This window comes from Litoribrevibacter albus (assembly GCF_030159995.1).
GTDB classification, from domain to species: Bacteria; Pseudomonadota; Gammaproteobacteria; order Pseudomonadales; family Litoribrevibacteraceae; genus Litoribrevibacter; species Litoribrevibacter albus.
Genome location: NZ_BSNM01000011.1, coordinates 118,839 through 132,423 on the forward strand (window position 1 = coordinate 118,839; position 13,585 = coordinate 132,423).

At 44.8% G+C, this 13,585-nt stretch carries 10 protein-coding genes; 6 read left to right on the forward strand and 4 right to left on the reverse strand.

Annotation, left to right across the window (positions count from 1 at the left end; genetic code table 11):
• Positions 1-145: 145 nt before the first annotated feature.
• Both fadA and fadB read right to left on the reverse strand, forming a co-directional pair.
• Entirely contained in the window at positions 146-1,321 is a 1,176-nt protein-coding gene (gene fadA, locus QQL66_RS07635) for an acetyl-CoA C-acyltransferase FadA (protein WP_284380501.1), read from the reverse strand.
• Between the two features lie 32 nt (positions 1,322-1,353).
• Complete coding sequence (gene fadB / locus QQL66_RS07640; protein ID WP_284380502.1) at positions 1,354-3,498, reverse strand: fatty acid oxidation complex subunit alpha FadB; 2,145 nt, start codon at positions 3,496-3,498, stop codon at positions 1,354-1,356.
• 564 nt (positions 3,499-4,062) lie between these two features.
• On the opposite strand from fadB, the gene QQL66_RS07645 reads away from it, so the two are divergent.
• From QQL66_RS07645 to QQL66_RS07655, 3 genes are read left to right on the forward strand one after another with little or no spacing between them, the layout of a single operon-like run.
• Positions 4,063-5,331, forward strand: a complete 1,269-nt coding sequence (locus QQL66_RS07645) for a hypothetical protein (protein ID WP_284380504.1) — start codon at positions 4,063-4,065, stop codon at positions 5,329-5,331.
• Positions 5,332-5,380: 49 nt separating this feature from the next.
• Positions 5,381-6,145, forward strand: a complete 765-nt coding sequence (locus QQL66_RS07650; protein WP_284380506.1) for a condensin complex protein MksE — start codon at positions 5,381-5,383, stop codon at positions 6,143-6,145.
• On the forward strand, positions 6,145-8,997 hold the full coding sequence (locus tag QQL66_RS07655; RefSeq protein WP_284380507.1) for a hypothetical protein: 2,853 nt from the start codon (positions 6,145-6,147) through the stop codon (positions 8,995-8,997). Before QQL66_RS07650 ends, QQL66_RS07655 begins: the two co-directional genes overlap by 1 nt.
• 76 nt (positions 8,998-9,073) lie before the next feature.
• Here QQL66_RS07655 and QQL66_RS07660 read toward each other — a convergent pair whose 3' ends face one another.
• Positions 9,074-10,096 carry a sensor domain-containing diguanylate cyclase gene (locus QQL66_RS07660; RefSeq protein WP_284380510.1) on the reverse strand — a complete coding sequence of 341 codons (1,023 nt, stop codon included), beginning with the start codon at positions 10,094-10,096 and terminating at the stop codon, positions 9,074-9,076.
• A gap of 193 nt (positions 10,097-10,289) precedes the next feature.
• On the opposite strand from QQL66_RS07660, the gene QQL66_RS07665 reads away from it, so the two are divergent.
• Positions 10,290-11,195, forward strand: coding sequence for an MBL fold metallo-hydrolase (locus QQL66_RS07665; protein ID WP_284380511.1), 906 nt, complete (start codon positions 10,290-10,292; stop codon positions 11,193-11,195).
• Here the strand turns inward: QQL66_RS07665 and QQL66_RS07670 are convergent.
• Positions 11,107-11,835, reverse strand: a complete 729-nt coding sequence (locus QQL66_RS07670; protein ID WP_284380512.1) for a pseudouridine synthase — start codon at positions 11,833-11,835, stop codon at positions 11,107-11,109. The genes QQL66_RS07665 and QQL66_RS07670 overlap by 89 nt on opposite strands.
• Positions 11,836-11,971: 136 nt before the next feature.
• On the opposite strand from QQL66_RS07670, the gene QQL66_RS07675 reads away from it, so the two are divergent.
• Positions 11,972-13,159, forward strand: coding sequence for a DesA family fatty acid desaturase (locus QQL66_RS07675; RefSeq protein ID WP_284380514.1), 1,188 nt, complete (start codon positions 11,972-11,974; stop codon positions 13,157-13,159).
• A gap of 128 nt (positions 13,160-13,287) precedes the next feature.
• The gene (locus QQL66_RS07680) at positions 13,288-13,551 is read left to right on the forward strand and encodes a hypothetical protein (protein ID WP_284380515.1); all 264 of its coding nucleotides are present in this window, start codon (positions 13,288-13,290) and stop codon (positions 13,549-13,551) included.
• Positions 13,552-13,585: the final 34 nt, after the last annotated feature.

Below are 13,585 nucleotides of genomic sequence, written 5' to 3' on the forward strand. Positions count from 1 at the left end.
AAAAATGTCAGCGCTGATGCATCTGTAGAATTATTATTGTCCGAATATATAGGGGTAATTCTTCACAGGGTCAAGAAAAGTTTAGAAATATCAAAGACAAAAAAGCCGAGGAGAACCTCGGCTTTTCTGCAAATCAGGGCCTAAATTATAGGCGCTCCCATACGGTAGCAACACCCTGACCCATACCGATACACATAGTAGAAACACCTAGTGCACCGCCCTTCTGATTCATGATATGAAGAAGGGTAGTAGAGATACGAGCACCTGAACAGCCTAGTGGGTGACCAAGAGCGATCGCACCACCGTTCAAGTTAATCTTCTCTTCTGCAACGTCTTGCAACTTAAGGTCTTTAACACATGGTAGAGACTGAGCTGCGAATGCTTCGTTAAGCTCCCAGAAGTCAATATCAGTAGTTTGTAGACCAGCACGCTTAAGTGCTTTCTTAGTTGCAGGAACAGGACCGTAACCCATGATCGCAGCGTCACAGCCAGCAACAGCCATAGACTTAACGCGCGCCATTGGCTCAAGACCAAGTTCTTTAGCACGAGCGTAAGACATCATCAACATTGCTGACGCACCGTCAGAAAGCTGAGATGAAGTACCTGCCGTTACAGTACCACCTTTAGGGTTAAATACTGGACGAAGCTTGCCTAGGCTTTCTGCTGTAGTCTCAGGACGGATAGTTTCGTCTTCAGTTACTAGAACTTTGAAACCATTCGCATCGTGACCTTCGATAGGTACGATTTCGTTAGCGAAACGACCTTCAACGGTTGCTTCGTGAGCAAGACGATGAGAACGAGCACCGAACGCATCCTGAGCTTCACGAGTAATACCGTGCATTTTACCTAGCATTTCTGCAGTAAGACCCATCATGTTAGATGCTTTTGCAGAATACTTAGATGCTTCTGGGTTGTGGTCGAAACCGTGTTGCATGTCAACGTGACCCATGTGCTCAACACCACCAACAACGAATACGTCACCGTTACCAGTCATGATTGCTTGAGCAGCAGTATGGATTGCAGACATTGCAGAACCACATAGACGGTTAACCGTCAAAGCACCTGCTTCTTTAGGCACAGAAGTCATCAAAGAAATTTGACGAGCAACGTTAAAACCTTGTTCTTTAGTTTGGTTAACACAGCCCCAGATTACGTCTTCAACGTCTGCAGGGTTAGCGTTAGGGTTACGCTCAAAAAGAGCGTTGATTAGTGCAGCAGACAGAGTCTCGGCACGAACGTTACGGAAAGCACCGCCCTTAGAGCGACCCATTGGCGTACGTACGCAGTCGACTACTACTACATCATTAGGATTGTAACCCATTGATTTTCTCCTATTGGTATCCTGGTCGTCTATTAGCCGAAGTATTTCTCGCCTTTCTTAGCCATTTCACGCATCTTTTCAGTTGGGTGATATAGTTTGCCAAGATCAGCGTACTTGTCAGCAATTTCACAGAATTTGTCTAGACCCATTGAGTCGATGTAACGCAATGCGCCGCCACGGAATGGAGGGAAACCAATACCGAAGATAAGACCCATATCTGCTTCAGCAGGATCTTCAACAATACCTTCTTCTAGACAACGTACAGTTTCGATACACATCGGAACCATTACGCGTTCGATGATTTCTTCATCAGAGAAATCTTTCGCTTCGCCTACAACGTCTTTGATAAGCTCATAAACAGACTCATCAGCAGTCTTCTTAGGCTTACCTTTACGATCTAGTTCGTAAGCGTAGAAACCTTTGTCGTTCTTCTGACCATAACGATCGTTTTCGAACAACACTTGCATAGCAGACTTGTAGTCAGCCTTCATACGGTCAGGGAAGCCTTCCGCCATAACTTCGTTAGCGTGAACAGCAGTGTCCATACCAACAACGTCAAGTAGGTAAGCTGGACCCATAGGCCAACCGAATTTTTCCATAACTTTGTCAACTTTCTGGAAGTCTGCGCCATCGCGCAATAGACCAGCGAAGCCACCGAAGTATGGGAACAATACGCGGTTAACTAGGAAACCTGGGCAGTCGTTAACAACAACTGGAGTTTTGCCCATCGCTTGAGCGTAAGCAACAACTTTAGCAACTGCTTCGTCAGACGTCTTCTTACCACGGATGATCTCTACTAGAGGCATCATGTGTACAGGATTGAAGAAGTGCATGCCCAAGAAGTTTTCAGGACGCTTAAGATCAGCAGCCAACAAATCGATAGAGATAGTTGACGTGTTAGAAGTGATGATAGTGTCTTCAGATACTAGACCTTCAACTTCTGCCAATACTGCTTTCTTAACTTTAGGGTTCTCAACAACCGCTTCAACGATAACGTCAACGTCACCGAACTCAGAGTAAGTTAGAGCCGGGATAATGTTGTTAAGTACTTTACCTGCGTCAGCAGCCTTCATGCGGCCTTTATCAACGCGCTTAGCAAGCAATTTGTTTGCTTCAGAAAGACCCAAATCGATACCGGCTTGGTTGATGTCTTTCATGATGATAGGCGTGCCTTTAAGCGCTGATTGGTAAGCGATACCGCCACCCATGATACCAGCACCAAGTACCGCAGCCTTCTTAACAGGCTCAGTCTTAGGCATTTCTTTCGCTTTCTTCTTCAACAACTGATCGTTCAAGAACAAACCGATTAGAGATTCAGCAATGCTGGTTTTCGCCATTTTAGCGAAACCTTTTGCTTCAACTTCTAGAGCCTTGTCGCGAGTCATACCAGCGTGCTTCTGCATCGCTTTGATCGCTTCGATAGGCGCAGGGTATTGACCCTTAGTTTGACCGGCAATGAAACCTTTAGCAGTTTCAAATACCATCATGCTTTCCATTGGGTTTAGAAGCAATTTGCCAGTCTTCTCAGCACGACGTGCTTGATAGTCCAACTCGCCTTCTGCAGCGCGCTTTACTAGATCAACAGCAGCATCCAATAGTTTCTCTGGAGCTACAACTGCGTCAACTGCACCTTCTTTCAATGCAACTGGAGCTTTTTTCTCTTTAGTTGCACAGATCCACTCGATTGCGTTATCCGCACCGATAATACGTGGAAGACGAACAGTACCACCCCAACCTGGGTAGATACCTAGTTTAACTTCAGGCAAACCAACTTTTGCCTTCTCAGACATAACGCGATAATCACACGTCAGACAGACTTCAAAGCCACCACCAAGAGCGATGCCGTTAATTGCAGCAACCGTTGGGAAAGGTAGATCTTCAACAGAAGAGAAAATCTTATTAACTTGGATGTTCGCTGCTACCAATTCTTCTTCTGGTAGTTTGAAAGTGTCAGTAAACTCGGTGATATCTGCACCAACGATAAAGACATCTTTTGAACTTGTCAGAACAAGACCTTTAACGCCGTTCTGACCTTGGATTGCTTCTACCGCAGCTTTCAAATCTTCAATAGTTTGACGGTTGAATTTGTTAACCGACTCACCTTCAAGATCGAAGTTTAGCTGCAAAATGCCGCCTTCGATTTCTTTAACCGTGATGGCTTTACCTTCGTAAATCATCAACTGATCTCCACGCTATGTTTTAGCTATTTTTGGTCGAAACTGGAAAACTAAACTTTTGAAAAGCTTATAATTTCCAGCATTCCTCTTTGCTGACCTAAGCACACTACACTTGGCAATATGCCAAATCAGCTCCCTTACCAGGGTGTAATCAAGAACCTAAAAACCGTTCAAATGTTAAACAATTCATACGCTCGTTTGATTCTTAGTGCGCACACCATGAGTAAAAATGGAAGGAATGTCAATCCTTTCTTTCGATCCGGCAAATGTCGAAAATCGACAAAAAACAGCGAAACCTTAGGTTTTTATTGACATATCAACCATTTACTTTGGTGAAACATATTTCCCTTTGGCCCCCTTGTAATGGGGTTTAAATCCCGAAAGACAACTGATGTATCGGATGGGTCGCTTAGGCAAAGTGCACATCAGCATAGTAGACTGTTGATAATTCATCCACGCATAGTCAAACCATTTATCTGAGGAGAACTTTTATTTTCCGAAAGATTGATATACAACAAGCAGCCCCCATATTCAGCCTTTAAGATTTTTAAAAAGAACGCGGTAATGATATCCCCCAAACGTATTGTGCAAACCTTGCTGGATCATTGGCCTACCATTCAGGCTCTGATTGTCAGAAATGAAAATGGAAGCTTTACCTTCCAGAATTTGCAGTCTCTGATTCAGCACCACAACCCGGCGTACACCTCTGAACAGAGTTTCAAGGAAGCACAGAGACTACTATCTAACGAACTGGTTATTCCGTTAGCAAAATCCAGTGAGCTGGAACTCAATCTTCCGATTTTAGAGTTCGGTCAATTCCTGCTGGATGAGCATTCGTTAGGATTAGCCGAGGAAGTATCCGTCCTTATCGATGATATGGATCGACTCACTCAACGAGTTCAGTCTGCCGCTGCAGATCGCGATGCTTATGAAGTAAAACGAAACCTGTATAAATTGGATGACCGAATTCGCAAGGTCATCAAGCACTTCCAGCACAACGAAGTTGCCATCGCCAACTTGGTTGAAGAAGCCAAATCCCAGAAATCTTCGATTCCACTGGAAAAACGTTACGCCTCAGTTCTGGAAGCCTTTGATCAATACATCGAACCCATGCTCGATATGCTCGATATTTTCGGCAAGTTTCGACTTACCAGTGATCGTATTGAAGACTTGTTGTCCAACCTGATCGAAGCCGCTGACACCACCGGCCAAATGAAGCGAGAGCAACAAAACTTCATCAACCTTCGAAGCCGTGTATTAGAAGTCTTTCAGCTAGGTCAGCAAAGCTTACGTCGTTCCACCGACCTATTGATGCCACTGAGAGATGAACTGCGGAAAAACACCGAAGTTACCCGTGCTGTTTCTAAAGTTCTGGCGAACATCCGTAAGCTGGGATTAAATCACCACGTTCACAATGTAATGCCTGTCATTGCTACCGAAACGGCTCGTCATAACCTAGGTTTGCATCGACACATTGTCAGCTATCTGGCAGACGTCATTGAAACCAAAGAAGATGAGATTTACTTGCCGGATGATGACCAACTGACACCATACGAGCCCATTGATGTCCCTGACTTCCACGAAGTATTGGCCACAACACCCACTAAGCAAACCGACGATTACCTGGCTTGGCTGAAAGAAACCTACCAGGATATCCCGTCTGATGAGCTGCTCTACTTATACCTTCAGCTAATCGAGAACAATCAGATTGAATTGGCCGAACACAGAGAGCGACGGGAATATTTAGTAAATAAGACACGATTGATCGCCCACACCCTGGGTGGCCGTAAGCTAACAGAGACGCCAGAAACCACATCGGCGGACAATCACTAATTTTTTGAATGGAAATTCTCTGGTCTCAGCACCAGCGTTTAGACTCATTATGAATAACGAAGACACTAACTTTTCGACCCTAGACACCTCTACTTTTGGAGCTCAATCATCAAACCAATTGCCATCTAACAAATCGCCATCTGACCAATCGACATCAGCACACCGATCCGGCATTGGCATGAGCAGTTCTAGTTACACCCAAAGTAACCCAATGACAGGCACAAACATCATCGATCTAAGCCAACTGACATCACTGACAACCATCTATCAAAAGCTGATGTCAGGTTTTCACATTACTGAAAACGACCTGATCTTATGGCAATCTCTGGATCAGCACCTGAGTTCATACCAAGCATTATTCAGCGGCTTAGGTTACAACCTTATAAAGGATGCCAGAGGCTACTTCTACTTTTCGACGCCAGACACCTCAGTCACCATGACCAAAACGTCACGTCGAATTGCACTCTTCCTTTATACCCTCATCGAGTTTTGGGCAGACAAAGGTTATGACCCGGTAGCAGCACTCTTTGAACAAACACTGAGTCGCGATACCTTTGAAAAGTTGTTCCATCAGAATGCCTCAATATACGAACAGATTGACATCACCAGCCCGTCAGACATCCGTAACGAAGTCATCAAACGTATGGTGCGTTTAGGCTTCGCAAAAGAAATCGGTAAAGAATATAAGTTACTGGCTCCCTGCTACCGCTACATTGATGCCGTCATGGAGTTGTCAGATAAATTCTCAATGTCAGATTCACCCTTAGATGATGAAGATGAACAAGCCACGTTAGTCCCTGAGGAGAATCAATAATGCCACACACCAATACTCAGTACGGCCTAACTAAACTGGCATTACTTAACACTGCGGGCTATTCAAAGTGCGTTATCCCATTGGACAAACCGGTTTCAATCTGCGCACCCAATAACACGGGTAAATCGTCCGTTATTAATGCGCTGCAATTCCCACTGATTAACGATCTGAGATTGACCGAGTGGGATGGTCACTCCATTGAAGAAACACGAAAGTTTTACTTTTCGTCTGACCGTTCTTTCATCTTATTAGAAGCAAACCTTCCCGAAGGAAAGGTAGTCATTGGCGTTGCAGGCTTAGGTCCTGTGGCAGGCTATGAACACCAGTTTTTTACTTATCAGGGCGAACTGAATCTTGATGATTATTATGAAGACCGAAAACTACTGAAATACAGTAAAGTCTTTATTGATCTGAACAATCGAGGCGCGAACCCGGTTGAACTCAAGCCGAATGAATTGAATGCGCTATTGACTGGTGGTCCGACCAAGTTCGACAGCCGAGTTAATCTAAGAATGGTGCCTCTAGCCAACAACAGTGATGCACCTATTTATAAAGAAATTTTCCGTAAGATTCTGAATCTCCACAACCTGTCAGCACAAGACGTTAAACGCTTCATCCTTAAAGTCTTTGATCGTGCCATCAGTGCCGGTGCCATCGACTTTTATGAAGTCTGGCAATCGTCCTTTGAGCAGGTGAACAGAGCTCGTAAACAGCTAGAGCTATTAGAATCTCAACAAGATGCCGTTGAATCTCTGGAACAACTCCGCCAAAAACGCGGAGAACTGAAAGGCAAACTTAGTCATCTTCAGCCCAAACTGGATATTGCCCTGACCGAATGGGATGACTACATTCAAAGCAACCGTGACGAACTGAGTGAAGAACTGGAAAGCATCGTCTTCCAACAGTCCGGCTTGGCCGAACAAAACCAGCTCTACACCAACCAGCTGAATCAGGTTGCGATTGATCTCGCTGACATTGAACGTTGGTTGGCTGACTACGCCCGTTTGGATCAAGAGTTTGCGCTCACCAACCTGGACACACTTACTAACCGGTTAACTGAGAGTCGAGCGGAATATGAAAGCCTGTCGCACGGTATTCAGGGTATCAAAGGTCAGAACTTGTCGACCATTGTCTCCCGCCGTCGCGAAGTTGACCGCCAATTAAGGACACTTGAGCGCCAACTTAAGAATATTGAATACAACTTGTATTCCCGTATCCGCGAAGACCTGTCATTTAATGAAGTCGACCTCATTGCACGCTTGTTTAACCAGGATGTACTAAACCTGGCAACCACCAAGCAAGGGGATGTACAAATTGAAGATGAAGCCGCCTTTAGCGCCTTTATTGAGCAAATTGCAGACAACATCAAAGGCACCACTCTAGAACTACCTGGCGCAACGATGGATCTGAGCGACCTAAGTGCGCCGGACATGAGCACAACCGAAGATAAAGTTGCGTTAGCAGAACAAATCGAAGCGCTTAAATTATCTCTTGAAGAGCTAGAGACCCAGGAAGAAATTGCCAAAGATCTTGAGAGCAAACTGACTGAACGAGAAGTGCTATACGAAGAATTGAAAAAAGCCGAGAAAGATCTTGAACAATTCAAGCTCTACTGCGCCTTGTCAGATCAATACGATGAAAAACTTTCTCTGAAAGAACAGCTCATAGAAGAGAAAGCCATCATCGAAATCAAACAACAAGACATCACAGCCAAGTCCAGCCAATTGGCAGACCAACGCAGCCAGATCAAAGTGAAACGTGACCAACTGGAGCGTCAACATCAACGCATGGCGGAATCAGCCAAGCGACGCATGGATGACCGTCTGGAACTTCGCCAAGGTTATGTGGTTCCCTATCCGATAGAGATTAAGATCGATATGGACTCGTTGAGCGATCAGCTGGATCAATTTAATGAAGAATGTCGTGATCTCAACCTGACCAACCTGAATATCGAAAACAGTTACAAGATGGTATTCAACTCCGGGGTGACCAAATTTGATATTGAAGAAGATGAAGACACGCGCCTTGAGAAACTGATTTCGGCCTTCCATAACCTGGATAACGAGCGCGAAGCCATCGAGCGCCAGTCCCGAGTAGCTTTAACGGAAGTGGCTTCTACCATTAAAGGCTTACGCCAAGACTTGGATCGCTTGAAAAATGAAATGAACAGCTTTAACCGAAAAGTTGGCAAAAACCACATTTCAAACCTCAAGGATTTCAGAATCGATGTCATTGAACGCGGCCACATCGTAGACGCCATCGATACCATTCTGGCGACCTCTGAATCCTACGAACAAGGTGATACCTTATCTGTCTTTGATATGGCGTTTTCAAACTCCAGCCTGTCAAATCAGCAACTGGAAGATGCCAAAGATTACTTGATTCGGGCCGGTTCAGAAAAAGGCGGATTAACGTTGTCCGACCTATTCGATGTTCGCTTTAAAGTGGTGAACCGAAACGACGAGACTGAATATTTTGATCGTATTGATTCAGCCGGTTCGAACGGAACACGAATCACTATCAAGCTACTGTGCGGCATGCTCTTTATTCGTCAGCTACTCACCGAAAAAGAACAAGGTCGATATCAGATCCCTATCTATATCGATGAAGCCGCCGATATCGATCCGGAAAACCAAAAATCGATTATTGAGATGGCGGTTAGCTTTGGCTTCAATCCGGTATTTGCCAGCGTAAAACCACAAACATCATGTAATTATATTGTTCCGATTCGAACAACCAGAGATGGAAAACTCAATTTGGTGGATCAAAAAGACTGGATTGAGTGCCTTCATGAAGAAGACAAAGCTCTGGCATCTGAAGACAGGAGAGCGGAAGCCGAAGCTGAGGTTTAACCCAACCGTCTCATCCATACAAAGCAAGGGGCCAGCAGGCCCCTTGTTCGTTTTCATCCCAATCAAGGTTCAAACGCTAAAAGACTCCATAAGCGGCTTCTTCCTGGGCATCAAGAGTCGCAACAACCACTTTGTTTCGCCCACCCTGCTTCGCCTCATGCAGTGCAGACTCTGCCATATTTAAAAGCTCTTCTACCGTGGAAATCATGCCCGTTTCAAAAAGCGACAAGCCGATACTGACGGTGTAATAAATGGAGTGACCATTGTATTCCACCGGTTTACTCAAGATTCTCTTGCGTACCCGCTCTAATATGTAATAAGCCTTGGTAGCATCCATCTCCGGCATTAACAAACAGAACTCTTCGCCACCAAACCGCGAAACAAAATCACTCTGGCGCAACATCCCTTCCAAAGACATCACCAGATGCTTCAATACTGCATCCCCCGCCGTATTACTGTATTCATCATTGATTTGCTTGAAATGGTCAACATCAAGTAATACCAAGGCAAAACACCCGGCTTTCCGTGTAGTTCGGGACAGCTCTGCAATCGCCAACTCCTGCAACGCCCGACGATTGTAGGCACCCGTCAATGCATCTCTCGATGTGAGCTCTTTATGCTGCTGCTGATAACGATCAATCGCAATTAATGCATGTTCATGCTGATCTTGTTCATAAACCAAAGCCAATTGAAACTCGATCAGCTGGTGAAAATGATCAAAGATTGCCATCTCTTCATCAAAACTACGGGACTGGGTATCCATTAAGCTCAAGGTGCCATAGATTTGACCATCCGGCCAATGCAAAGGCACCCCAAGATAGCATTTCATTTCATGGTAGAGTTCCGGTTCATCCAAGGACTCAATAACTAACTTTCTATTGGTATCCACAACCTGCCGGCACAAGCCATCTTTATTAAACGGCAGACGTTCTTTTAGAAGAAAAGGATTGTCATTAGACTGATTTAAGACTTTAACAGTGCAGGTCTTGGAAGAAACACTGGTTATCATGCACGCAGAAACCTGCATTAACTGCGCTATAAGATTTAAAGTCCCCTGCCATGAATCTATAATTTCTGTGGGTATCCTTAAAAAGTTCACAACGTACCTCTGGTCTCAATCGCTTAATCCCTCGGTCAATTATTAATTCCTATCTTAAATCTAGTATGAACATTCAACTTAGGACGTATAAATTGGAGGAAACACTCTGCCGTATCAGACAACAATGCGTTCCTGTATAGAGATATTAAATCGCCCTTAGCCACACCAACACTGCCCCTGGAGCAATGCCGTCATGACCGGAAAAATTCATCACCTCAACTGCGGCACCCTAAATCCATTCAGCTCACGTTTTTTATTTCCGACCGACGGCATCAAAGAAACCCGATTTCTGGTCAACCACTGTTTATTGGTGGAAACCGGAAAGGGATTAGTATTAATCGATACTGGTATTGGCCGACAAGACATTGAGCGCACCGATGTTACGCTGGGCAAGACGCGTCCTATGGTCGTTCAACCGGCTTTATTGACCATCGAATGTGCCATTAATCACGTTGAACGACTCGGATACACCCGTGATGATGTACGCCACATTGCACTTACCCACATGGATTTCTTACAGACGGGTGGTTTATCAGACTTCCCCAATGCCACCATTCATGTCATGCGTCGGGAATTTGAAGCAGCCTGCGACCCACAAACCCTGCTAGAACGGTGGCGCTATCTTCCGACACACTGGCAGCACAGCGCAAAATGGAAGCTTCATTCATTTACAGGTGGTCTTTGGAAAGGCTTTGAGTTCTCACCCTTATTCCCTGAGAACGACGATATTTTACTGGTCAATCTGCCAGGGCACAGCCGAGGCCATGCTGGCGTTGCGATTAGAAAAGGAAGCGACTGGTTACTCCACTGCGGAGATGCGGTGTTAAGTGCAACTCAAATCAAAACACCAAACGATTATTCATTTAACACGCTATTAAGTGCGTCCATCGACTGCTGTCGAGCCGATCGTCTACACAGTTTAAAAAGGCTCAGAGAGCTAGCTCAGCAAAAAGACGAGAAAATAGAGTTCACCTGCAGCCTCGACCCAGACAGTTTCTACCAAATGCGGTTTAATCAGACACCTGATATGCCCGAAGTTGATCAATCACAGCTGTCATTTCCTCTGCAGGCGGAACTTCAAACTGAAGGGGCTGCTTAGTTACAGGATGCGTCATTTCCAGACCTGTGGCCGCCAACAGCAGACGATGACATGAAAACTCGTCTCTAAAACGTCGATTATGACTGCCCTGACCGTAACGCGTATCCCCAATAATAGGGTGCGCAATATGGTCCATATGTTTTCTGATTTGATGTCGGCGACCTGTTTTAGGATACACTTCAACTAAAGAATATCGCGTCGTCTGAAACTTTCCGGAAGGCCAAGGCAGCTCATAGTGTTCTAGCGTTTTATACTCAGACACTGCGTCTTTTGCCTCATGCGTCACGCCTTGGCGCAACAAACGACGATCATCCACAGGATCACTCAACGGATGGTCAATCACTCCTTCCCCAGTAAACCCCCTTACCACACACTGATACTGCTTACGTGTTTCACAGCGTTCAAACTGACCAGAAATTTCAGCTAAAACCTGTTCACTCAAAGCAAAGACTAAAATTCCCGATGTAGGGCGATCGAGACGATGAACCGGATACACTCTCTGACCGATCTGATTTCGTAAAATCTGCAAAGCAAACTCCTTCACGCCTTGCGCCATCTTGGATCTATGGACTAACAGGCCTGAAGGTTTATCGATAACAACAATGTCATCATCTTGATAAATAATGGATAAGTGCGTCATAAAGTGTGACAACTTCCTCTAATTTCAACGTACACAGATAAACTCAACTGCAATTAATACAGAAATTTTTTCCAAAACATGGTATTAATAGCCGATCTATATTCAGCTGCTTATAACAATTCCGGAGATAGCTTAAATGTGGGAACAAATATGGCAACAAGGTTTATTAGGAAGTAACTTCTGGCACTTCCTTGCTGCGTTGCTAATCATGACACACTTAACCATTTTAAGTGTAACCATCTACTTACACCGATTTTCTGCTCACCGCTCATTAGAGCTTCACCCTGCAGTACAACATTTTTTCCGATTCTGGGTCTGGCTGACTACCGCTCAAAGCACAAAAGAGTGGACAGCAATCCATCGTAAGCATCACGCCAAATGTGAAACAGAAGAAGACCCTCATAGCCCGGTAGTAAAAGGCTTAAAAACCGTTTTACTTCGTGGAGCGGAACTATACAAGGAAGCCGCCACCGAAGAAACGTTAAAAAAATACGGCAACGGTACTCCAGACGATTGGTTAGAGCGCAATCTCTATACGCCTCATAAGATGAAAGGTGTCTTTCTTATGCTGGCAATCGATCTACTGGCATTTGGCCCAATCGGAATCACGCTTTGGGCAATTCAGATGTTGTGGATGCCTGTCTTTGCGGCTGGCATCGTCAATGGTCTTGGACACCACTGGGGTTATCGTAATTTTGAAGTCAGTGATGCAGCCACGAATATTTCACCATGGGGTATCATCATCGGTGGTGAAGAACTGCATAACAACCACCATACCTACCCTAACTCTGCAAAACTGTCTGTAAAACCTTGGGAATTTGATATTGGTTGGATGTGGATTCAAATTTTATCTTTCCTGAAACTGGCAAAAGTACGCAAAGTAGCCCCTGTTCCAGTAAAAGACACAAGCAAACAAACTCTGGATCTGGATGCCGCAAAAGCTGCTGTACACAACCGATTCCAGATCATGTCTGCTTACACCAAAACGGTTATTAAGCCTGCCATCAAGGAAGAACGAGCCAAAGCAAGTGAAGAGTTTCAACGCCTGTTCAATCGCGCCAAGAAAGTTTTGTGCCGAGACGAAACTCTTCTTAATGAAAAAGCTATCAAACAACGCGACCAGCTTTTGGAATCTCATGACTTGCTGAACGAAATCTACAAGAAAAAGCAGGAATTAATGGAAATCTGGGCACGTCGTTCAAAAGGTGGAGAAGAATTGCTATCCGCCTTAAAACAATGGTGTCACGAAGCTGAACAGTCTGGCATTGAACGTCTTCAAGAGTTTGCAGAACAACTAAAACTGTATACTTTAAAGATGGCATAGCACTGCCCTATCTTACTGGCCCTGATAAACATCAGGGCCAGCATTTCCCCTCTCTCCTCACTTCCGGTCTGTTAAACCTTCGCTCTTTTGATACACTACCTCCCTTCTTTAAATCAGAGCGTTTATCTATGTCACCAAACCAACACGCACAGGATCTTCATAACAAGATTACCAAGGGTTTTAAGATCTACGGTGGACTTCTTTGGGCAATTTTCCTGATTGGCACGATTTTGATTCCGTCTTTAAATGGTATGGACGATGACCATGTTAAAAAGCTGGCCAGCCGCTCTTTTGTGATTCTTCTGGTCGCGTATTACTTACCTTATTTCCTGACCTGGAAGCTCTTTGAGCGTAAATATGGCCGAATTACAGATACGGCTCACAAAGATTAACGAAACTTCTGTCGTACGGTAGTACAAAAAACAC

Coding starts and splice junctions, on each gene's coding strand:
- fadA (WP_284380501.1), bottom strand. CDS start 1,321: ATGGGTTACAATCCTAATGATGTAGTAGTAGTCGACTGCGTACGTACG.
- fadB (WP_284380502.1), bottom strand. CDS start 3,498: ATGATTTACGAAGGTAAAGCCATCACGGTTAAAGAAATCGAAGGCGGC.
- QQL66_RS07645 (WP_284380504.1), top strand. CDS start 4,063: ATGATATCCCCCAAACGTATTGTGCAAACCTTGCTGGATCATTGGCCT.
- QQL66_RS07650 (WP_284380506.1), top strand. CDS start 5,381: ATGAATAACGAAGACACTAACTTTTCGACCCTAGACACCTCTACTTTT.
- QQL66_RS07655 (WP_284380507.1), top strand. CDS start 6,145: ATGCCACACACCAATACTCAGTACGGCCTAACTAAACTGGCATTACTT.
- QQL66_RS07665 (WP_284380511.1), top strand. CDS start 10,290: ATGACCGGAAAAATTCATCACCTCAACTGCGGCACCCTAAATCCATTC.
- QQL66_RS07670 (WP_284380512.1), bottom strand. CDS start 11,835: ATGACGCACTTATCCATTATTTATCAAGATGATGACATTGTTGTTATC.
- QQL66_RS07675 (WP_284380514.1), top strand. CDS start 11,972: ATGTGGGAACAAATATGGCAACAAGGTTTATTAGGAAGTAACTTCTGG.
- QQL66_RS07680 (WP_284380515.1), top strand. CDS start 13,288: ATGTCACCAAACCAACACGCACAGGATCTTCATAACAAGATTACCAAG.